Consider the following 21,791-nt stretch of genomic DNA (forward strand, 5'->3'; position numbering starts at 1 on the left):
CTGTCGCGGATCCCGGGCAGCTCGAGTTGTCTGCCGCGGAGCAGTCCCGGCAGTCGGCGGTGTCGTCGGCCGACTCCGGCCAGCCGGCCGAGCTTGCGGATTTGCCGCAGGCCCGGCCGCCTGAGACCACTGTCGCGGATCCCGGGCAGCTCGAGTTGTCTGCCGCGGAGCAGTCCCGGCAGCCGGCGGTGCCGTCGGCCGACTCCGGCCGGGCGGCCGTGCTTGCGGACTCGCCGCTGGCCCAGCCGCCCGCCGTGTCGCCGGTGGCCGACGCGTCCAACCTGCCGATCCCCGGGGTGCCGGTCGGCACCGATCTGCCGATTCTCGAGGCGCCGACCGGCGCCGACCTGCCGTTTTCCGGGGCGCCGGCCGGCACTGACCTGCCGATTTCCGGGGCATCGGCTGGCGTCGACCTGCCGATTCTCGAGGCGCCGGCCGGCACCGAACTCCCCATGTCGCTCCGCCCGCCGGGCGCCGACGCCGACCAGTCTCAGCTCCCCATGTCCCTGCGCCCGCCCGCTTCGCCGGCCGCCGCGGGGTTGCTGGCCCAAGCCCGGCGGGGGCTCGCCGAGGCCGCGCAGGAAAGCCGGCCCGCCGAACGCTTCATCGGTGCCTACCTCGCCGCCCTCCGGGGCGCCGCCGCCGTGCTCGCCGCCCGGGGGCGGCCGCACCGGGGGCGGGCCCGGCCCGCCAGCACCTGGGTGCTGCTCGACTCCGTCGCCCCCGAACTGCGCGAGTGGTCCGCCTTCTTCGCCAGCAACTCGGCCACCCGCGCCGCCGCGCAGGCCGGGATCACCGGGAAGGTCACCGCCGAGTCCGCCGCCGGGCTGGTGGGCGCCGCCACGCCGTTCCTCGAACTCGTCCGCCGTCTCGTGCACGGCCTGCCGATCACCGGGGAAGCCCATGTCGCGTGAGCACGGCCCGGTCGACCAGGGGCGGTTGCTCACGGCGTTGGGAATCGAAGGCAGGCTGCTCGCCGAAGCGGTGCGCGCGGCGCCGACCGAAGCGCCGGTGCCCGCCTGCCCCGGCTGGTCGGTCGGCGAGGTCGCCCGGCACGTCGGGAGCCTCTACCGGCTGGTCCGGCGTCGGCTGACCGACGGCCGGAGCCCCGAAGACTGGCCGCGCGAGCCCGAGCCGGGCCAGAGCCTGCAGGCGTACCTGGAGGCGGGCCTCACCGAACTGCTCGACGAGCTCGCCGCGCACGACCCGGAGGACCCCGCCGACACCTGGTGGCCGGCGGACCGGACGTACGGGTTCTGGCGCCGGCGGATGCTGCACGAGACGGTCGTCCACCGGGTCGACGTCGAGCAGGCGGCAGGCGCCGAGCCGCGCGGCGTGCCCGAAGACGTCGCGATCGACGGCATCGACGAGGTGCTCACCCTGTGGTTCGGGCAGAAGCTCCCGATGCTCGGCCTGACCGGCACGAAGGCGGGCTCGGTCGGCGTCCGCGCCGGCGCGCACAGCTGGATCGCGCGGGCCGGTCCGGTCACCACGGAGGCCTGGCGCTGTTCGGCCGAGGAGGCCGAGGCCGCGGACGACGTCGTCACGGCCAAACCCGCGCAGATCTACCTGTGGCTCTGGGGCCGCGCGTCCCTGACCGCGGTGACCGTGCGCGGCGTGCACGACCAGGCCGCCCAGCTCTGGGCGCTGCTGCGGCTCGCGACCCGATGACCCGGCCGGTGGGGAAGCCGAACCGGAATTGTCGGAGGTGGCGGTTAGCCTGCGGCGCATGACCACGCGCCTGGTGAACCTGGTGATCGACGCGGCGCGCCCGGAAGTCCTGGCCGACTTCTGGGCCGCGCTGCTCGGCTGGCACGTCGCCGTCGAGGAGTCGGGTGAGTTCGACGTCCGGGCCCCGGAAAGCGACGGCTGGGACCTGGACCTCGTCTTCGTGCCGGTCCCCGAACCCAAGGAGGTCAAGAACCGCATCCACCTGGACCTGGCGAGCACGACCCCCGAGCACCAGGCTGAGCTGGTGGCGCGCGCCCTGGAGCTGGGCGGCCGCCGGGTCGACCTCGGGCAGGGCGACGTGCCCTGGGTGGTGCTCGCGGACCCGGAAGGCAACGAGTTCTGCGTCCTCGAACCCCGCGAGCGGTACGCGGACACCGGCGCGGTGGCGTCGATCCTGGTCGACGCGCACGACCCGGAGCTCCTGGCGGGCTTCTGGGCGCGGATCACCGGCCGGCCGATCCGGGCCCGCGAAGGCGACGTCCTGGTGGGGCTGCGCGCGCCGTCCGGCCGGGGGCCGTGGCTGGAGTTCCTGCGCAACGACGACGTCAAGCGGGTCAAGAACCGCGTGCACCTGGACGTCGCACCCCCGGCGGAGGCCGACCAGGCCGCGGCGGTGACGGAGGTCGTCGCGGCCGGTGCGGTGCCGGCGGACCCGGACGGTCCCACGCTGCCGTGGCGGGTGCTGACCGACCCGGAGGGCAACGAGTTCTGCGTGCTCACCCCGCGCTGACCTAGTTTGGGGATCATGGAGATCTTCGACTGGGAGGGCCGCCGGATAGCCTGGGAACGCGCCGGATCGGGGCCGGCGGTGGTGTTCTGCCACGGCACGCCGTGGTCGTCGTGGCTCTGGCGGCCGTTCGCCGAAGCGCTGAGCGCCGATTTCACCGTGTACCTCTGGGACATGCCCGGCTACGGCCGTTCGTCGAAGGACCCGGAGCACCCGGTCGATTTCGGCGTCCAGGCCGAGGCGTTCCGGGCCCTGCTCGCGCACTGGGACCTCGACCGCCCGCACGTCGTCGCGCACGACTACGGCGGCGCGGTTTCGCTGCGCGCCCATCTGGCCCACGGCGTGCCGTACGCGTCGCTGCTGATGGCCGACGTCGTGGCGATCCCGCCGGCAGGCTCGCCGTTCTTCCGGCTGGTCCAGGACCATCCCGACGTGCTCGCCCAGGTCCCGCCGTACATCCACGAGGCGCTGGTCCGCACCTACATCGGCAACGCGAGCTTCCGGCAGCTGCGGGAAGCCGACCTGGCCGAGCTCGCGGCGCCGTGGCTCGGGCCGGAGGGGCAGCCGGCGTTCTACCGGCAGATGGCCGCGTACGACGAGCAGTACCTGGTCGAGAACGAGGAGCGGCTGGACCGGATCGATCTGCCCGTGCGCGTGCTGTGGGGTGCCGAGGACACGTGGATCCCGCAGGTCACCGGCGAGCGGCTCGCCGCCGGCATCCCCGGTGCGACGTTCGCCGCGGTCGCCGGCGCCGGGCACCTCGTCCAGCTGGACGCCCCGGTCGCGCTGGCGACCGAGCTGCGGTCCTGGCTGAGTGTTTCGGCGGCGTTGCCGGGGCGCGTCGAACGCTGACCTGCGCGAAACACCGGCGTCCTGGAGCGGCAACAACCTCGGGGGACCGTGGGGGCATGGAGACTTCCAGAGCGTTGCCCCAGCCGAGCCGGGCGGCCGTCGCCGAGGAGCCGGCGGCGCCGTCGGCGTGGCGGGTGCGGATCCGGATGCACGACCACCCGGGCACCCTCGCCCGCATCGCCATCCGGCTCGCCGACCTCGAGTGCAACATCCTCGGCCTGTCGGTGCTGCCGGTGCCCGGCGGAGTGCTCGACGAGATCGTGCTGCGCCCGGCGACCGGCCTGCCCCGGCGCCACCTGGTCGACGCGATCCGCGCCGAGGGCTGCGAATGCACGGCGATCATCGACGCCGACGTCCACGAGCTCGTCGACCCGTCGGCGTCGACGCTGCTCGCGGCCCGTCGCGCGATCGACGACCCGGCGCGCCTGGCGGAAGTGCTGAAGGACGTGCTGGCCGCGGACGTCGTCACGCTCGTGCCCGCCGCCGAGGCGAACCCGGCGCGCACGGAGAGCGGGCACCGGGCGGTGTTCGCGCTGGCCGACGGTGGCGCGCTGGTGGCGCGCCGCCAGTGGGCGCCGTTCGTGCAGCTGGAGCTGACCCGCGCCGAGGCACTGGTGACGCTGCTCGCGGCGGCGGCCCGCAACGCGGCCGGCCCGGTGGTCCTCGACCGCCCGGACGGCGCGGCGATCGTCCTGCGCAAGGGCGTCCCGGGTGACGCCGACGCGGTGGCCGAACTGCACCGCCGCTGTTCGATGGCGACGCTGTTCCGCCGCTACCACACGGGCGTGCGGACGGTCCCGCGCCGCCGCCTCCACCGGCTGTTGGTGCCCCCGCGCGGCACGAGCGTGCTGGCCGTGTTCGGCCGCGAGGTGATCGGCCTGGCCCAGCTCATCCCGATGCTCACGGGCGGCGCAGAGATTTCCCTGCTGGTGGAGGACGACTGGCAGCGGCAGGGAATCGGAACGGCCCTACTGGCGCGGCTGGCGGTGCTGGCGGAGGCCCAGGGCATCACGGAGCTGTCCGCGGACTGCCTGGCGGGCGACGACATCATGCCCCGCACGGCGGCCCGGGCCGGCCTGCGCACGGAACGCAGCATCGACGACGGCGCCCGGCTCAGGCTGTTCCTGCCGGCGTGAGCTTCAGCGCTTCCAGAACCAGTCTTTGTCGCGAGCTTCGCGCAGGGCGGACTTCTTGCGCTCGGCGGTGAGCCGGTCGAGGTAGAGAACGCCGTCGAGGTGATCGGTCTCGTGCTGCAGGCACTGGGCCAGTACGTCTTCGCCTTCGACCTCGATCGGTTCGTTGTGGACGTCGACGCCTCGGACCTTCGCGTGCTTCGCCCGCTTGGTGGGGAACCACAGTTCCGGCACGGACAGGCAGCCTTCACTGATCTCGTGCGTTTCCTCGGACAGTTCGACGATCTCGGGATTGACGACATACCCGGTCAGCCCGCCGACGTCGTAGCTGAAGACCCGAAGCCCGACGCCGATCTGCGGCGCGGCCAGCCCGGCCCGCCCGGCGGGCTTGACGGAGTCGACCAGGTCCCGCACGAGCGCCTCGAGCTTCTCGTCGAACACGGTGACCGGATCGCAGACGGACTTGAGGATCGGGTCCCCGAAATAGCGCAGTTCGCGCATCGCCATGAGCAGAACATCCTTCGTGCGTGTCGGACTGGCAGCTTAGGCCAGCGAGGAAGACGATCGCGCAGCAATCGCCAACCGGCCTGGCGCGGTGCGGCCCGGCCTGGCGCGGCTCCGGTCCGGCTGGCCCGCCCGGCCCCGGCCCGGCATGGCCCGGCCTCAGGCTCGCAGGCGCAGGCCCGAGGGTGTGGCTCGGAAGCCTGCCTCTCGCAACACCTCCGCCAGCTCTGAGGTCAGCGCTTGCTCGCCGTCTGCGCGTTGGACCGATAGCTGGCCCAGCCAGCCCTCGCGGACTGCTGCCGACAAGGCCTGCGCCGCCTCTGTCAGGGGCTGGCGCTCCTCTGTGAAACTCAGCAGGGATCGGCCTCCTCTCTCCACGTACAGGGCCGGGACTCCGTCGACCAGGACTGCCAGTGCGCCCGCCTTGCGGGCTGGGCGGTGCTTTGTGTCGCCCGTTGCTGCCGGCCACGGGAGGGCCGCGCCGTATGGCTGGGCTGGGTCCGCCGCTGCCAACACCACCGGGCGGCCCGGTGCCGGGCGGCCGGGGCCGGACAGGGCGCGAAGGCGGTCCACCGCGCCCTTTGCCGCGAACTGGGCCGCTCCGAGGCCCTCCACCACGTAACCGCGGATCACCTGGCCCGTGTCCTCCATGCCGCGGAGGACCTTGTAGATCCCCGAGAACCCGCCCGTGACGCGTTCGGTGTCCAGCGCGCCGCGGGTCAGGACGCCGTGGCGCTCCAGGAAGGCCTCCGTTCGCGCGTGGGCTCGGCGGGTGGCGTCCGTCTCCCGGGGCGGGGTCAGCGCCCAGCGGCCCGCGACCGTCGGCGGCCCCGACCGCGACGGCATCTGGGGACGCCCCGCCCGCAGCCGCGCGTATCGGCCGCGGGGGGCCTGGCGCCGGGGTTTGTGGGCGCCGTGCCCGGCGACCTGGGCTCGGAGCGGGCCCAGGGTGTCGCCCGTGACCAGCCCCGCCCAGACCAGGTCCCACAGCGCCGCCACGACTTCGGCGTCGCTGGGGGCCTTGTCCACCAGCACCGTTGCGCGGTCCACCAGCTGGCGGAAGAACAGCGCCCCACCCTCCAAAGTGGACACGATCGCGTCGTGCAGCGGGCCGGTCGGGATGTCCTCGACGACTTCGGGCAGCAGGAGGTCGGCCACGTCCGTCGGGGCCAGGGCGATCCAGCCGTCGCCGCCGGAGAGCGCGCCGCAGCCTGCCCAGGTGACCTCGCCCGCCGTTGTCAGCTCGTCCAGCAGGGCGGGGGAGTAGCCCGGCAGCCGGCCGGGCAGGATCAGCGACTCCACCGCGCTCGCCGGCAACGGTGCGCCGGCGAGCTGCTCGACCACCGACAGCACGTCGTCCGCCGTCGGGGCCGCCCGGACTCGGCCGCCGAACCCGTGCCACGCGGGCAGGAACCGGCCCAGTGCCGCCGGTTCGACCGGCTCGACTTCGGCTCGCAGCTTCGCCAGCGACGCCCGCCGCAGCCGGCGCAGCACCGCCGCGTCGCAGTACTCGACCCCGACGCCGTGGGTTTCCGGATGGCCGACCGGGCTCAGCTCGCCGCGCACCAGGCGGCCTTCCCCGGTCATCCGGTCGAGCACCCCGGTGACGACCGCCGTGCCGAGACCGAACCGCGCGGCCGCGTCCGCCGCCGCGAACGGGCCCCGACCGCGGGCGTAGCGCGACAGCAGGTCCCCGAGCGGGTCCGCCACCGGTTCGGTGAACGCCTCGGGCACGCCCACCGGCAACGCGGTGCCCAGCGCGTCACGCACCCGGCCGGCGTCCTCGATCGCCAGGAACCGTTCCGCGCCGCCGATCCGCACCCGGATCGCCCGCCGGGCCGCTTCCAGCTCGGTGAGCCACTCGGCCTGGATCCCGCGCTCCGCGGCCTCCTCGACGGTCAGGTCGCCGAGGAACCGCAGCAGGTCCGCGGCGTCCTCGGCCGAGCGTGCGTGCCTGTCCGGATCCAGCCGCTGCAGCGAACGTTCCACTTCGGCGACGGATTCGGGATCCAGCAGCTCCCGGATCGCCTCGGTGCCCAGGAGCTCGGCCAGCAGCGCCGAATCCAGCGACAGCGCCGCCGCCCGCCGCTCGGCCAGCGGTGCGTCGGTCTCGTACAGGAACATCCCGATGTAGCCGAACAGCAGGCTGCGCGCGAACGGCGACGCGGCCGGCGTTTCGACCTCGACCAGCCGGACCTTGCGGGCCCGGACGTCGGCCATCAGCTCCCGCAGGCCGCTGACGTCGTAGACGTCCTGCAGGACCTCCCGCATGGCCTCGAGCACGACCGGGAACCGCTCGTACTTCGCCGCGACCGACAGCAGCTGCGACGCGCGTTGCCGTTGCTGCCACAGCGGAGTCCGGCGCCGCGGGTCCCGGCGGGGCAGCAGCAGCGACCGGGCCGCGCACTCCCGGAACCGCGCCGCGAACACGGCCGAGCCGCCGACTTCGGCGACGATCAGCTGCTCGACCTCTTCGGGGTCGAGCAGCACGTCGTCCGCGCCGATGGTGACCTCGCCGCCTTCGGCGTCCAGTGCGTCCGGCAGCCGCAGGACGATGCCGTCGTCGGAGTGCGCCACCTGCGCGTCCACCCCGCGGTTTTCCCGCAGCCGCGCGGCGATCGCGAGGGCCCACGGCGCGTTCACCTGCGCGCCGAACGGCGAGTGCACGATGATCCGCCAGTCGCCGAGCTCGTCGCGGTAGCGCTCCAGCAGGATCGTCCGGTCGTTCGGCACGTGCCGGGTGGCGGCCTTCTGCTCGGCCAGGTAGGCGAGCAGGTTGTCGCACGCCCGCTCGTCCAGCCCCGCCGCCTCGGCCCGCTCGCGCGCCTTCACATCGTCCGAAGTGGACAGTTCGCGGACGAACTTCCCCAGCGCCCGGCCCAGTTCGAGCGGACGGCCCGGCGCGTCGCCCTTCCAGAACGGCATCCGCGCCGGTTCGCCCGGCGCCGGCACCACGATGACGCGGTCGTGCGTGATGTCGGTGATCCGCCACGACGACGTGCCGAGCAGGATGGTGTCGCCGACGCGCGACTCGTACACCATCTCTTCGTCGAACTCGCCGACGCGCGAACCGGGCTTGTCGTCCGCGCCCGGCGTCATGACGGTGAAGAGGCCGCGGTCGGGGATGGTGCCGCCCGACGTGACGGCCAGCCGCTGCGAGCCGGGCCGCCCGCGCAGCTCGCCGCCGATGCGGTCCCAGGTGATCCGCGCCCGCAGCTCGCCGAACTCCTCGCTCGGGTAGCGGCCCGCCAGCATGTCGAGCACCGCGTGCAGGGCGTCGTCCGGCAGCGCGGCGAAGGGGGCCGCCCGCCGGACCAGCGACGCCAGGTCCGGCACCGTCCACGGCTCCAGCGCCACCATGGCGACGACGTGCTGCGCCAGGACGTCGAGAGGGTTGCGCGGGTAGCGGACCGCCTCGATCGCGCCGGTCGCCATCCGCTCCGCGACCACCGCGCAGGAGACGAGGTCCCCGCGGAACTTCGGGAACATCACCCCGGACGACACCGCGCCGACCTGGTGCCCGGCGCGGCCGACGCGCTGCAGCCCGGACGCCACCGTCGGCGGCGCCTCGATCTGCACCACCAGGTCGACGGCACCCATGTCGATGCCTAGCTCCAGCGACGACGTCGCCACCACGCACGGCAGCTGCCCGGACTTCAGCGACTCTTCGACGTGCGTGCGCTGCTCCCGCGACATCGACCCGTGGTGGGCCCGGGCGATCACCGGGGGCGCCCCGGTGCTGACGCCGGACTGCGCGATGGCTTCCGCCGGGAAGGTGTCGGCCGGGGCCAGCTCGGTCTGCTCGGTGGCGAGCTCGTTGAGCCGGGCGGTGAGCCGCTCGGTGAGCCGGCGCGAGTTGGCGAAGACGATGGTCGAGCGGTGCGCGCGGATCAGGCTCAGCACCCGCTCCTCGACCGCCGGCCAGATCGACGGCCGCTGGACGGGGTTGCCGGCCATCTCTTCGAGGGTGCCCAGCCCGCCCGGCGCGATGTCCCCGGGCGGGAAGGCCTCGGTCAGCGATTCGAGCGACTCCAGCGCGTCGAGCGGGCCCGGCGCCGGGCCGCTGCGCGGCGCGTCGAGGTTGCTCATGTCCTCGACCGGGACCTCGACGCGGACCTCGATCGTCTTCGCCAGCTTCGGCTGGACCACACGTACCGGACGGCCGCCGGCGAGAAACGCGCTCACCTCGTCGATCGGGCGGACCGTCGCCGACAGGCCGATCCGCTGCGCCGGCTTCGGGAGCAGCGCGTCCAGCCGCTCCAGCGAGAGCGCGAGGTGCGCGCCGCGCTTGCCGCCGGCGACCGCGTGCACCTCGTCGACGATCACGGTCTCGACGCCGCGCAGCGACTCCCGCGCCGACGACGTGAGGATGAGGAACAGCGACTCCGGCGTGGTCACCAGCACGTCCGGCGGCGTCTTGGCGAACGTGCGGCGCTCGGCGGCGGTGGTGTCGCCGGTGCGCATGCCCACTTCGATCGCCGGCACCGGCAGCCCGAGCCGGCGGCTGGCCTGCGAGATGCCGGCGAGCGGGGCCCGCAGGTTCCGCTGGACGTCGACCGCGAGGGCCTTCAGCGGCGAGACGTAGAGGATCCGGCAGCGCTTGGTCGCCTCCGCCGGCGGCGGCTCCACCGAGAGCCGGTCCAGCGCCCAGAGGAACGCCGACAGCGTCTTGCCGGACCCGGTGGGCGCGACGACGAGAGCGTGCTCGCCCGCGTGCGCCGCCCGCCAGGCCCCTTCCTGCGCCGCGGTGGGCGCGGCGAAGGCTCCCGCGAACCAGTCGCGGGTCGCGGGGGAGAAGAGGTCGAGCACGTCAGTTGCCACGTCGTCCATGATGCGCGGCACCACCGACAATTTCGGGACCGCTTGCCAGGATCACGCTCTGGGCGAACTGCGGGAACACCACGTCGATCCGGGGTTCGTCGGTGATCAGCCGGTAGTCGCGGTCCAGGGGTGTCCAGTAGGAAAAAGGGGCCTGGTCCAGCTTGGAGTGGTCGGCCAGCACGTACGCCTCACCACCGGCGTGGAGCATCGCGTGCTTGACGACCGACTGCTCCAGTGACGGGCAGCACAGCCCCCGGTCGGCGACCACGCCGTCCGCGCCCAGGAACACCCGATCGGGTGAGATGTGCCGCAGTTGCGCCAGCACGCTCTCGCCGAGGATCGCTTCGTTGGGGTGCCGCAGCCGGCCGCCGAGGACGATGAGGTCGATCCCGGCGAAGCCCGCGAGCTCGCGGATCGCGGTGACGCCGTTGGTCACCACGGTCAGTCCTTCGCGGTGGGCGACGTGGCGGGCGAGCCTGCCGGTGGTCGTGCCGGCGTCGATCAGCACCACCTCGCCGTCCTGGACGAGCGCGGCGGCCTCCCGGGCGATCGCGTCCTTGGCCGCCGCGTGCTCCCGGTCCTTCTCCCGGGGGCTGCGTTCGGTGTCGAGCGCGCCGCCGTAGGTGCGGACGACGTGCCCGGCTCCGGCGAGCGAGGCGAGGTCGCGGCGGATCGTCGACTCGGAGACGCCGAACTCCTCCGCCAGCTCCGCGATGCCACCGGCGCCGTCGCGGACGGCTTCCAGCAGCATCGCGCGCCGGTCACGGGTGCCTGGTCGCGGCTGGGACATGTGCCGACTCTGCCACAGTCACGGGTTTCAGCCCGAAGAACGCCAGCCCGGCGGCCACGGCGAGGAACGCGGCCAGCACGACGAACCCGGTGGTCGCGCTGCCGGTGACGTCGGTGAGCCAGCCGACCAGGTACGGGCCGGCGAACCCGCCGAGGTTGCCCAGCGCGTTGATCAGGCCCATCGCCACGGCGACGACCTCGATCCCGAGGACGCGGCTGGGGATGGCCCAGAACGGCCCGTACGGCATGTAGACGCCGGTCGCCACGACGCAGAGCAGGACCAGCTGCACGGCCGCCGGCCAGTGTACGAGGTTGCCCAGCAGCAGCCCGGCGATCGCGACGAGCAGCGGGACCGTGATCGCGAGCCGCCGGTTGCCGGTGCGGTCGGACCACTGCGCGCACGCGACCATCCCGCCCAGCGCCAGCACGTACGGCACGGCCGACAGGAAGCCGACGGCGGTGGCCGAGCCGCCGGTCATCGTCTTCACCACCGATGGCAGCCACAAGGAGAAGCCGTAGAAGCCGGTGATCCAGAAGAAGTAGACGCCGACCAGCAGCAGCACCTGGCGGTTCGCCAGCGCCTGCCGGTAGCCCTGCTTGGCGAATGCCGGCTTCGCGTCTTCTTCGGCCTGCAAGGTGGTTTCGAGGTACTCGCGTTCCGCCGCGGAGATCCACCGGGCCTGCGCCGGCCGGTCGGCCACCGCGAACCACCAGACGACCGCCCACACCAGCGGTGGCAGCCCCTGCAGGACGAACACCCAGCGCCAGGACATGTGGTCGAGCATGAACCCGGACAGCGGCGACATGAGGATCGCCGAAATCGGCAGGCACGTCATCCACAGCGCGTTCGCCCGCGCCCGTTCCGCCTGCGGGAACCAGGACGCCAGCAGGATCAGCACCGCGGGCCACACCCCGCCCTCGAACAGCCCGAGCAGCAGCCGGGCCAGGTGCAGCTGCGTTTCGTTCCGCACCAGCCCGCACAGCACCGCCGCGATCGCCCACGCGATCATCAGCAGCAGCACGGTCTTGCGGGCGCTCCACTTCGCCGCCAGCACCGCCGCCGGGATCTGCAGCACGAGGTAGCCGACGAAGAAGATGCCGCTCGCCAGGCCCTTCGCGCCGGCGGACAGCGGGAAGTCGTCGCCGATGTAGGGCAGGATCACCGCGACGTTCGTGCGGTCGAGGTAGGCCAGCATGTACATGACCACCGCGACCGGGATGACGTACGCCCAGCGCTTGCGGGGGATCACCGGACGCCCGGCGGGTAGATGACGGGCAGCTTCCGCGCGTACGGCGCCAGGGTGGCCGCCGCCTTGAACGCCGCCCGCATGGTGCCGTGCGACGCCCGGCCGGTACCGGCGATGTCGAACGCGGTGCCGTGGTCGACCGACGTGCGCAGGATCGGCAGCCCGACCGTCACCGAGACCGTGCCGTCGAAGTCGTACGTCTTCGACGCGATGTGCCCCTGGTCGTGGTAGAGCGAGAGCACCCCGTCGAACCGGCCCTGGATCCCTTGGTGGAACACGGAATCCGCGGGGATCGGGCCGACCACGTCGAGCCCGGCCACCCGGGCGGCGGCGACCGCGGGCGCGATCGCGATGATCTCTTCGTTGCCGAACTTGCCGTTCTCCCCGCCGTGCGGGTTCAACGCCGCCACGGCCAGTCTCGGTTTCTCCGTGCCGAAGACCTCCAGCGCCGTATACGCCTCGCGAATCGCGTGCTCGATGTTCTCCCGCGTGATCTGATCGATCGCTTCGCGCAGTGACAGGTGCCGGGTGGCGAAGAAGATCTTCAGCCCGGAGACCCAGAACATGGTGTTGAACCGGGTTGACCCGGTCAGCTCGCCGAGCATCTCGGTGTGCCCGAGGTGCTGCGAGCCCGCCGCCCAGATGGCCTCCTTGTTGATCGGCGCGGTCACCACCGCGTCGACCTCGCCCGCCAGCGCGAGCCGGGTGGCGACCTCGATCGCCCCGACCGCCGCGGCGCCCGCGGTCGCGTTCACCTCGCCCCACGGCAGGTCTTCGGTGACGACGCCGAGGTTCAGCACGTCGATCACGCCGGTGGTGAAGCGCGCGTCGGCGACCGTGGCGATCGGGTTGATCTCCAGGTTCAGGCCCAGGTGCCGGACCAGGCGCTCCAGCACGATCGCGTCACCCACCGCCACCCCGTGCGCCATTTGCAGGGCTTCGGGCTCGGCGAGGGTCTTCAGGGTGATCTCCGGGCCGATGCCGACGGGGTCGCCGAGGGTGACGGCGAGAACGGGGAGGTCGCTCACGGGTTCTTCCTTCCGGTGGCCAGGACGTGATTGAGGTGTTCCAAGCAGGCGACCGCGGCATCCCGCCCGCCGATCAGCCCACCCTTCGTGGCGAAGGGCAGCCCGGCGTGGGGACCGCCGGACAGCCGCCCGGCCACCGCCAGAGGCAGCACTTCGGCGTCGATCTCGAAGCCTTCGGCCCCGAGCGCCTTGGTGACTTCGACGGCGATGTCGCCGCCGGTGGCGTAGAGCCCGCCGATCCGGTGCGTGCCGAGCACCAGCCGGGCGGCCTCGCCGAGGGCGGGCGGGAGCCGCGCCGCCACCTCCGGATCGACCGGTGTTCCGGGCGCGGGGGCGCGTGCTCGCATGCCCACCACACGGTGGCCGGCCGCCAGGAGTTCGCCCGCGGCCGTCGCGGCCGGGTCGGGCCGCTCCGGGTCGACGTCGACGTACCGCGCGTCCAGCACCAGCTCGGTCTCCAGCAACTGGTCGTGCGTCTGCCCGGTGATGCTGCCGACCACCGCCAGCACCGGCGGGACGGTGCCGTGGCCGGGCGCCAGGCCCAGCGCCGCGGCCAGCCGGACGCCGAACGGCCCGGAGTCCACTGAGATCCACCGCGTGCCCTCGGCCGCGAGCCGGGCCGCGGCGCGGGCGACGGTGGTGAGGTGCCGGTTCGTCGTGGCGTCGCAGACGACGATCCCGGCCGGTGGGCGCAAGGCCGCTTCGACCGCGTCCACGCCTTCCTCGACGACGTCCAACGGCAGCTCGGCGATCCGGCGGCGCGTCGGCTGGAGGAGCGTGCGCACCCGCGAGGACCGGACCGGGGCGAGAGGGTCCCGCGCCGCCGGACTCTCGGCCAGCGGCACGCCGTCGACGAGGTGCAGGCCGCCGAGGGTGACGCGGCCGGCGTCCGGGAAGGCCGGCACGACCAGGGCCCGCGCTTCCGGCGCCGAGGCCAGGACGGCTTCGGTCTCCGCGCCGACGTTCCCGCGCAGTGTCGTGTCCACGCGTTTCACCGTGAGCCGGACCGGCCCCACGAGCTCGATGGCCTCCCGCACCGCCTGCGCGGCGTGTGGTGGCGGGACGTGCCGGGTACTCAGGTTCACCACCAGCGCATCGATCCCGCTTTCCGCGCGCAGGCAGGGCGCGTCCGGTGCCAGGGGCGCGTTGACGGAGACCGCGCGCAGCCCGAAGCGGGCGTACAGCGCTCCGGTCGCGTTGCTGCCGGTCAGGTCGTCCCCGAGGACGAGCAGTTTCGGCACCGGACCCTCCCTTCTGCGCAGTCTGAGCAATCGAGTTGACCGAACTGTGCAACTATCGTGCACCTTGATCACCTTCCGCGTCAAGGAGCAGTGACTTTCCCGGGTCCGCACGCACGGTGACCGCGCGCATGGCAGCATCACGCGGGCGCCGTCGGGGCGTGTTTTTCGCGAAGGGGAGTGCTGTGCGGATCCTGTCGGTGGACCTCGGGACGTCCAACACCGTCGCCGTGCTTTCGGCGCACGGTATGCCGCCCCGGGTCGTCGAAGTGGACGGCTCGGCCAACATGCCGTCGGCGGTGTTCGCCACCGAAGAGGGCACGATCATGGTCGGCCGCGACGCCGAGCGGCGCGCCCGGCTCGACCCGACGCGCTTCGAACCGAACCCCAAGCGCCGCATCGACGAGCAGACCCTGCTGCTCGGCACCGACGTCGTCCCGGTCACCGACGCGCTGGCCGCCATCCTGCGCCGCGTGCTCGAGGAGACCTCCCGCCAGCTCGGCGGCGAGCAGCCCGACGAGGTCCGGCTGACCCACCCCGCCCAGTGGGGGCAGACGCGCCGGAACGTGCTGATGTCCGCCGCCCGGCTCGCCGGGATGGGCCCGAACATCCTGCTGGTTCCCGAGCCGGTCGCCGCCGCGGCGCACTTCGCGTCGTTCCCCGGCAAGTCGCTGGCGCCGGGCCAGGCGCTCGCCGTCTACGACCTCGGCGCGGGCACCTTCGACGTCGCGGTCGTCGGCGCCACGCAGAACGGGTTCACCGTGCTCGCCGAGGACGGCCTGCCCGACCTGGGCGGCCTCGACGTCGACCAGGCGCTGATGGTGCACGTCGGGCGCGAGGTGTCGCACTCCGATCCGCAGCGCTGGCAGCGGCTCCTGCGTCCCGAGTCCACCGGTGACCGGCGCACCCGGCGTGCGCTGCAGGAGGACGTCAAGGCGGCCAAGGAGGCGCTGTCGCGGCACCCGCAGACCGAGGTGCCGATGCCCGAGCCGTTCAAGGACGTCCTCGTCACGCGCGGCGAGCTGGAGGGCCTGGTCCGGCCGGCGATGCTGCGCAGCGTCGAACTGCTGTCGCGGACGCTGCGGTCGTCGGGCCTGACCCCGGACCGGCTGGCCGGCATCTACCTCGTCGGCGGGTCTAGCCGGCTGCCGCTGGTCGGCACCATGATCGCGGAGAAGCTCGGCGTCGTGCCGGGCAGCCTCGACCAGCCGGAGACCGCCGTCGCGCTCGGCGCGCAGCACGTGGCCCGCGACGGGCTGTCCGTGCGCACCCAGAACGTCGAAGGGGCGGTGGCCGCGGGTGCGCCGCCGCACCGCCCGCAGTACGCGCCGCCTCCGCCGCAGTACCCGGGCTACGCGCCGTCGAACTTCCCGCCGAGCGGCCCGCAGCCGATGCCGTCGAACTTCCCCGCGTACTCGCCCGCGCCCGAGAAGGCCGAGCCGAAGGCCGGCGGGAAGAAGAAGCTGCTGATCGGGATCGCGGCCGCGATCGTCGTGGTGCTCGCAGTGGGGCTGACGGTGTTCCTCACCTCGTCGTCCTCGGTGACGACCTACACCGCGGACCAGTGCCGGACGCCAGGTCAGGAGGACGACAAGGGCTTCACGGGGTGCCTGCGCCAGCTCGCCGGGAAGATCGCCGACACCGGCGACTGCAAGCCGGGCATGGGCAACGGCCCCGCGGCGCCGGCGCAGCGCCTGGGCGCCTCCTCGACCTGCTCCGCGCCGGGCCGGGCGGGCACGCAGGTCACCTACGTCCACGGCGACAGCGCCGACGCGCTCAAGCAGTACACCGACGGCCTGCTCGCTTCGGCGGGCGGCGACCGCACCGAGGCCGACTGGGGCGGCAACGGGCTCAAGGGGCACTACTCGTCGGCCGCGGGGAAGACGTCGGCGGTGCTCGTGTTCTCGGTGTCGGACCGGCCGCTGGCCGGGTTCATCTACCAGCTGAACACCAGCGACCAGGCGGCGGTGACGACGCCCGGCACGCTGGCCGACTACTTCGAAGCGAGCGTCCAGCCGGGTCAGTAGCCGGGCCGCCCGCGGCCGCCGGTTAAAGTGGAACCGATGCGAATCACGGTTTTCCGGCGGCTGATGGCCGACGAGTTCGGTCCCGGGCGGGCCCAGGTGCTGTCCAGGGACCACGTCCTGAGCGGGCTCGGCGGGCGCACCGTCGACCAGGCACTCACCGCGGGAATCCCGGCCAAGGAGATCTGGCGCGAGGTCTGCGACGCCTTCGACGTCCCGGCCGAACGGCGCTGACCTGGGCCGATGCCGGGGGACCTGACCCGGGCGGGCGAAAACCCTACCGCAAGGGTGTGTCGCTGCCGACCTCGAACAGGTGTTCGTCTAAGGTGTTGTCCACATCGGGTCCAGCGATCCACAGATTGGGCGCCGCGCCTGGAATTGTCGGTCCCCGCCGCTAGCGTCGGACCGGACAGCTGAAGAACCGACACAGACCCCGGGACACGGGGCTTCGACCAGCGAGGTGGACTTCCATGCCTGCAGCACCCGACAAGGACAAGGCGCTCGAGCTCGCGCTCGCGCAGATCGACAAGCAGTACGGCAAGGGCTCGGTGATGCGCCTCGGCGAGGACACCCGGCCGCCCATCGCCGTGATCCCCACCGGCTCGATCGCCCTCGACGTCGCGCTCGGCATCGGCGGCCTGCCCCGCGGCCGGGTCGTCGAGATCTACGGCCCGGAGTCCTCCGGTAAGACGACGGTCGCCCTGCACGCGGTGGCGAACGCGCAGCGCGCCGGCGGCATCGCGGCCTTCATCGACGCGGAGCACGCGCTCGACCCGGAGTACGCCAAGGCCCTCGGCGTCGACACCGACGCGCTGCTCGTCTCCCAGCCGGACACCGGTGAGCAGGCCCTCGAGATCGCGGACATGCTGATCCGCTCCGGCGCGCTCGACATCCTCGTCATCGACTCCGTGGCCGCGCTCGTGCCGCGCGCCGAAATCGAGGGTGAGATGGGTGACTCGCACGTCGGCCTCCAGGCCCGCCTGATGAGCCAGGCGCTGCGGAAGATCACCGGTGCGCTGTCCAACTCCGGCACCACCGCGATCTTCATCAACCAGCTCCGCGAGAAGGTCGGCGTCATGTTCGGCTCCCCGGAGACGACCACCGGTGGTAAGGCGCTGAAGTTCTACGCGTCGGTCCGCCTGGACGTGCGCCGCATCGAGACGATGAAGGACGGCGGCGAGGCGGTCGGCAACCGGACCCGCGTCAAGGTCGTCAAGAACAAGGTGGCCCCGCCCTTCAAGCAGGCCGAGTTCGACATCCTGTACGGCCAGGGCATCTCCCGCGAGGGCTCGCTCATCGACATGGGTGTCGACCAGTCCATCCTGCGCAAGTCCGGCGCCTGGTACACCTACGAAGGTGACCAGCTCGGCCAGGGCAAGGAGAACGCGCGCCGGTTCCTGCGCGACAACCCGGACATCGCCAACGAGATCGAGAAGCGGATCAAGGAGAAGCTCGGCATCGGCCCGCAGCTCGACGCGGCAGCTGTTGAGGCGGTTCCGGCACCGGTCGACTTCTGATCGAAGGGGCGCTGCGGGATTGGGTGAGGTGTGCTCGCGGAAGGCGCTCGCCCCTATCCCTCCGCCGTGTCTCCCGGGGGTCGGACCCCCGGACCCCCGCCAGGGGGCGAGCCCCCTGGACCCCCGGCGGGGTTGCGTTGGGTGGTGACGTTCGGCCTGGTGGCGTGCTGCTGGGGTGGTGAGAACGAGGAGTGATTTGGGTGGCCAGGGCGCCGAAGGTGCCGCCGGCTGAGCTTCCTCCCGAGGAGCGGTACAAGAAGGCCAAGGAGATCTGCTTCGATCTCCTGGCCGCTCGGCCGCGGACTCAGGAAGAGTTGCGGCAGGCGTTGCAGCGCAAGGGATTCGACGAGGAGACCAGCGAAACCCTGCTCGGCAAACTCGACCGGGCCGGGCTGGTCAACGACGAGGAATTCGCCCAGCTGTGGGTGAAATCCCGGCACGCGAACCAGGGCCTGTCCCGCACCGCGCTGGTGGCCGAGCTGCGGCGCAAAGGTGTCGACGGCGAGGTCGCCGCGCAGGCGGCAGGCGAGGTCGACCGCGAGTCCGAGGAACAGATGGCCAGGGAACTGGTCCGCAAGCGCCTCGGCTCGCTCGGCAACGTCGACGAACAGACCGCCCTGCGGCGGCTGCTCGGCTTCCTCGCGCGCAAGGGCTACCCGCAAGGGCTGGCCTACACCGTGATCAGGGAGGAACTCCGCGAGTACGGCGCGGAGTCCACCCTGCTCGACGACGCCGTCATCGACTGACCGCGCCTGCCGTCCTCTGGGCGGCAGGCAGTCGCACGGTGGTCAGTTGCTCTGGTCGGTTTCCCACCAGCGAAAGGGATGGTACGAAGCCGCATCGATGCCGAAATGACCGGAGAACGCTGCGGTAGAGTCGCCAAAGATGACCTTGGTGAAATTATCCAGCCAAATAATCTTGAAGTCGAAGTCGTCGTCGAAGAGCCCGTCTTCGACGCGCTCCCAATCGTCGTCGAGATCAGCTTTCTCCGGCAAGGCTTCAGCTGTCTCCTCGTCGTCGTCGAGCATTTCCGACGCAATGTCGCCGCCCTCCTCCTGTACCCAGGAGAGCGTGATCCACAGCGCGACTCGCTCGGCCATGCAACGAGGGTAGGGTGTCTCGCCGCATGTGATGCGTTCACCGATCTGCACGAAGGTCTGTCGAAAACGTTGTAGCCATATGGTATTTACGGTGAAAAGAACCCAATCAGGCAGCGGGGAGGCGAACGGAAGGTCGTCGGCTGTGCAACGACCGGTCAGATAGTCGTCCCATTGAACGAACGCGTCATCCTCAAGGCCTGCCACAGCCATGCTGATCCTGAATGCCTGGCGTGGAGTCAGTGGATCTCCGGAGAACGAGCGGCCGATCAGCCTGATCCACTCGTTGTTCGGCGATCGAGTCTTTCTGGAAAGCGGAATGTCCTCTCCGGCGCGGAGGGATAGGAGTCCGCCCGATGGAAGACGTAGCAGGCGCTCGGCCGCCTCGACAGTCGACGGGCGCATCGCGAGTGGTCCATCGCCGGATTCGAGCCGGCGCCAAGTGGCTACCGACACTCCTGAGCGACTTGCTGCCTCCTGCTGGGTGAGTCCCAGGGTCTCACGACGTTGGCTAACCAGGTTCACAGACCTCTCCCTTGCGAGCGCTCATTGAGCGCCTATAAAACTAGCGCTCAATGAGCGCTCGCGCAAGTTGATGAGTGATCGGTTTGCTGACCGGCAGGCTGGAAGGACCTGCGTGCGCCGGAACGATGGCCGGAGCCCGCCGCTGGGTCAGCGGCGGACTTCACCCACCTGGTGCTGCACGCGGAGTTCCGGCGGGAGGCTCGTGCCGGCCTGGTCCGGACGGCGGGCCGTCGGCACCCGGCGGTCCGAGCGGTGCTTGCGGACCGCCAGCAACAGCAGTGCGAGCAGGCCCATCGCGACGCACGTCACGATGGCCGTCAGGACCAGGAACTCGTTCAGCTGCCCGGCCGCCAGGTACGCGCCCAGTGCCACCGCGACCAGCGCGCACACCGCCCTGTCCACAATGGACTCCATGGACAGGAGGGTGGCCCGGTACCGGGAATCCGGGATGGAGTCGTTCAGCAGCTGCTTCTGGACCGGGAACGCGATCCCCGTCGCCACCGCGAACACGCACAGCAGCACCACCGCCGGGAAGGAGCCCACGAACACGATCACCCCGAGGCACAGGGCCATCACGATCGTCAGCGTGAACACCGAACCCACCGGGCCGATCGCGCGGCGGAGGCGGTGGGGGCGGGCCGCGCCCAGTGCCTCGAAGACCGTCATCGCGGCCAGGACCGCGCCGTACCAGTTCACCGAGAGCGTCTTCGACTCGAGGATCGGCTGGAACAGGTTCACCTGGCAGATCCGCACCAGCGTGAACATCGCGACGCCCTGCACCATCAGCAGCACCAGCCAGCGGGACGACCGCAGCGCCGACAGCGCGCCGCCGACTCCCGCGAGCAGCGAGGCCGTCTTGCCGGTCACGCGGCGGCCGCCGGGGATCGGCGGGAGCTTGAGCGCGAACACGAGTGCGATGCCCGCGTTGATCGCCGTCAGCCAGTACGGGGAGGGGAGGCTCCACGACATCAGCAGGCCGATCACCGGCCAGAACACGATCTTGCCGACCAGGCTGTACGCGCGGCCGACGCCCTCCACGCGGAGGTAGTGTTCCCCCGCGCCGGAGGCGTGCAGGTACTCGTACAAATACGCGCTCTGCGCGCCGGACACCAGCGAGCGGGCCAGGGCGATCAGGACGAAGTGCACCAGGAACCCGGTGTACGAGCCCAGGAACACCGGCACCAGGTTCGCGGCCACCAGCACGCCGGCGCCCGCCGTCAGCGAGGTGCGGTAGTCGAAGCGGTCGGCGATCATCCCGGTCGGGATCTCGAGCAGGCAGAACACGATGTAGTAGATGCTCTGGATGCCGAAGATCTCGCCGTCGGACAGCCCGACGAGCTTCTGGTACGTGTAGAAGATCGGCACCCACAGCAGCAGGCCGAAGAAGAACTGGAACCCGTAGGTCAGCCGGACGGCGCGCTGAACGTCGGGTTTCGCGGGCAGACGGAGGCCCAGCATGATCGCGTTTCTCCCGGGAAGGTCAGGCCGAATAGGGGCGCAGTTGCACGAGGTGGAGGTGCTCGCCGTCGGCGAGCCACTCGACGTCCACCGGTGAGTCGAACGTGTAGTCGGGCGAGAAGTGGCCCTGCAGCAGGCGGCCGGCGACGGCGAGCCGCTGGAGCTGGGCGTGCGCGGCCTCGTCGAGGTCCGCGGGCGCGTCGCCCAGGGACAGCGTGCGGCCACCGCCCTCGACCGTCGAATACAGGTACTGCATCGGCAGGGCCGAACCGTCGACGACGTCCGTCACGCGCGGCGACACGTTGACGTACACCGTGCGGAAGTCCGCGCGGTTCATCGGGTTCGTCGTCACCAGCACCCCGCCGAAGTCCGCCGCGACCTGCTCCTGGATCACCACGCCCATGTAGCACTCGTCGAGCGAGATCCCGGCCTGCTGCCGCAGCCGGACGCTGCGCACCGACACCAGCGACGCCCAGACCTCCTTGACACTGGCGAAGATCCGCTCGGCCGTGGTGACGTGGTTGTGCGACTCGTAGATCCCGGCGGCCGAGAACCCGGCGAGGTCCTCGGCGTTCGACGAACTGCGCACGACGAACGCCCGCACGCCGGCCAGCTGCGACACCAGCGCGGAGTCGATCTCGCCGGCGAGCGCGCCCGGCATGCGCGCGGACCGGATCAGGCCCTGCAGCTCGACGCACAGCGGCTCGATCTCGCGCGCGTCCAGCTCCAGCGCCATCTTCAGCTTCCCGATGGCCTGCTGGATCCGCGGCGACGACTCCAGAAACCGCCGTTGCAGCGAGAACGGCAGGGCGATGCCGCGCGGCACGCGGACGTGCTCGTCGAGCAGCCGGCGGGCCGCGGCGCCCAGATCGGCGTCAAGGGGGACGTCCAGCAGCCGGGCCAGGTACGGCAGCAGGTTGTCCCGCGGCGGCCGCGGCACCTGGTAGAAGCCGAGCAGCCGCTGCGACCCGTGCGCCAGCACGTGGTGCAGCTCGCCGAGGTTGGCCGCCTTGGTGCCGTAGCGGTGGCGGTCGGACGCGCGCAGCCGGGCGAGGTTCACGATCGGGCTGTGATCGGCCTCCGGCTGCTCCAGGGTGACG

18 protein-coding genes are annotated in these 21,791 nt (G+C 72.0%); 9 read left to right on the plus strand and 9 right to left on the minus strand.

Features of this window, described 5'->3' with window-relative positions:
* From CCN39_RS53040 to CCN39_RS25000, 5 genes are all read left to right on the plus strand, one after another.
* Positions 1 to 914 (plus strand): SAV_6107 family HEPN domain-containing protein (locus CCN39_RS53040; protein WP_244210989.1); only part of this gene is annotated, 914 nt, incomplete at its 5' end.
* Positions 904 to 1,671: a maleylpyruvate isomerase family mycothiol-dependent enzyme gene (locus CCN39_RS24985; RefSeq protein WP_086845865.1), complete on the plus strand. Its 768-nt coding sequence runs from the start codon at positions 904 to 906 to the stop codon at positions 1,669 to 1,671. The genes CCN39_RS53040 and CCN39_RS24985, both read left to right, overlap by 11 nt.
* A gap of 58 nt (positions 1,672 to 1,729) precedes the next feature.
* Positions 1,730 to 2,461 (plus strand): VOC family protein, encoded by a 732-nt coding sequence (locus CCN39_RS24990; RefSeq protein WP_086845866.1) that lies wholly within the window; start codon positions 1,730 to 1,732, stop codon positions 2,459 to 2,461.
* A gap of 15 nt (positions 2,462 to 2,476) precedes the next feature.
* On the plus strand, positions 2,477 to 3,310 hold the full coding sequence (locus CCN39_RS24995) for an alpha/beta fold hydrolase (protein WP_086845890.1): 834 nt from the start codon (positions 2,477 to 2,479) through the stop codon (positions 3,308 to 3,310).
* Between the two features lie 74 nt (positions 3,311 to 3,384).
* Positions 3,385 to 4,446 carry a GNAT family N-acetyltransferase gene (locus tag CCN39_RS25000; RefSeq protein ID WP_086845867.1) on the plus strand — a complete coding sequence of 354 codons (1,062 nt, stop codon included), beginning with the start codon at positions 3,385 to 3,387 and terminating at the stop codon, positions 4,444 to 4,446.
* Positions 4,447 to 4,449: 3 nt separating this feature from the next.
* Here CCN39_RS25000 and def read toward each other — a convergent pair whose 3' ends face one another.
* The 6 genes from def to CCN39_RS25030 all read right to left on the minus strand — a co-directional run bounded on the left by def (position 4,450) and on the right by CCN39_RS25030 (position 14,073).
* Entirely contained in the window at positions 4,450 to 4,950 is a 501-nt protein-coding gene (def, locus tag CCN39_RS25005) for a peptide deformylase (RefSeq protein WP_086845869.1), read from the minus strand.
* 156 nt (positions 4,951 to 5,106) lie between these two features.
* Positions 5,107 to 9,777, minus strand: coding sequence for a DEAD/DEAH box helicase (locus CCN39_RS25010; RefSeq protein WP_208630368.1), 4,671 nt, complete (start codon positions 9,775 to 9,777; stop codon positions 5,107 to 5,109).
* Positions 9,758 to 10,558 carry a DeoR/GlpR family DNA-binding transcription regulator gene (locus CCN39_RS25015; protein WP_086845873.1) on the minus strand — a complete coding sequence of 267 codons (801 nt, stop codon included), beginning with the start codon at positions 10,556 to 10,558 and terminating at the stop codon, positions 9,758 to 9,760. The genes CCN39_RS25010 and CCN39_RS25015 overlap by 20 nt, the downstream gene beginning before the upstream one ends.
* On the minus strand, positions 10,530 to 11,807 hold the full coding sequence (locus CCN39_RS25020; RefSeq protein ID WP_086845875.1) for an MFS transporter: 1,278 nt from the start codon (positions 11,805 to 11,807) through the stop codon (positions 10,530 to 10,532). The genes CCN39_RS25015 and CCN39_RS25020 overlap by 29 nt, the downstream gene beginning before the upstream one ends.
* Entirely contained in the window at positions 11,804 to 12,832 is a 1,029-nt protein-coding gene (gene pdxA / locus CCN39_RS25025) for a 4-hydroxythreonine-4-phosphate dehydrogenase PdxA (RefSeq protein WP_086845877.1), read from the minus strand. Before pdxA ends, CCN39_RS25020 begins: the two co-directional genes overlap by 4 nt.
* Positions 12,829 to 14,073: a four-carbon acid sugar kinase family protein gene (locus CCN39_RS25030; RefSeq protein WP_086845879.1), complete on the minus strand. Its 1,245-nt coding sequence runs from the start codon at positions 14,071 to 14,073 to the stop codon at positions 12,829 to 12,831. The genes pdxA and CCN39_RS25030 overlap by 4 nt, the downstream gene beginning before the upstream one ends.
* Positions 14,074 to 14,255: 182 nt before the next feature.
* Here CCN39_RS25030 and CCN39_RS25035 point away from each other — a divergent pair, with 182 nt between their 5' ends.
* From CCN39_RS25035 to CCN39_RS25050, 4 genes are all read left to right on the plus strand, one after another.
* Positions 14,256 to 16,097: an Hsp70 family protein gene (locus CCN39_RS25035; protein ID WP_086845881.1), complete on the plus strand. Its 1,842-nt coding sequence runs from the start codon at positions 14,256 to 14,258 to the stop codon at positions 16,095 to 16,097.
* A gap of 36 nt (positions 16,098 to 16,133) precedes the next feature.
* The gene (locus tag CCN39_RS25040; RefSeq protein WP_086845883.1) at positions 16,134 to 16,328 is read left to right on the plus strand and encodes a DUF3046 domain-containing protein; all 195 of its coding nucleotides are present in this window, start codon (positions 16,134 to 16,136) and stop codon (positions 16,326 to 16,328) included.
* A gap of 236 nt (positions 16,329 to 16,564) precedes the next feature.
* Positions 16,565 to 17,611, plus strand: a complete 1,047-nt coding sequence (recA, locus tag CCN39_RS25045) for a recombinase RecA (RefSeq protein WP_086845885.1) — start codon at positions 16,565 to 16,567, stop codon at positions 17,609 to 17,611.
* 218 nt (positions 17,612 to 17,829) lie between these two features.
* Positions 17,830 to 18,357, plus strand: coding sequence for a regulatory protein RecX (locus CCN39_RS25050; protein ID WP_086845892.1), 528 nt, complete (start codon positions 17,830 to 17,832; stop codon positions 18,355 to 18,357).
* Positions 18,358 to 18,399: 42 nt separating this feature from the next.
* Here the strand turns inward: CCN39_RS25050 and CCN39_RS25055 are convergent, their stop codons facing one another.
* The 3 genes from CCN39_RS25055 to CCN39_RS25065 all read right to left on the minus strand — a co-directional run.
* Positions 18,400 to 19,233 (minus strand): helix-turn-helix domain-containing protein, encoded by an 834-nt coding sequence (locus CCN39_RS25055; RefSeq protein ID WP_086845887.1) that lies wholly within the window; start codon positions 19,231 to 19,233, stop codon positions 18,400 to 18,402.
* A 147-nt stretch (positions 19,234 to 19,380) separates the two neighbouring features.
* Positions 19,381 to 20,691, minus strand: coding sequence for an MFS transporter (locus CCN39_RS25060; protein WP_244210990.1), 1,311 nt, complete (start codon positions 20,689 to 20,691; stop codon positions 19,381 to 19,383).
* Positions 20,692 to 20,713: 22 nt separating this feature from the next.
* The coding region (locus CCN39_RS25065; protein WP_279629585.1) for a PEP/pyruvate-binding domain-containing protein at positions 20,714 to 21,791 on the minus strand (1,078 nt) is incomplete at its 5' end.

Origin of the sequence: Amycolatopsis kentuckyensis, from assembly GCF_002155975.1 — a bacterium.
Classification (GTDB): Bacteria; Actinomycetota; Actinomycetes; order Mycobacteriales; family Pseudonocardiaceae; genus Amycolatopsis; species Amycolatopsis kentuckyensis.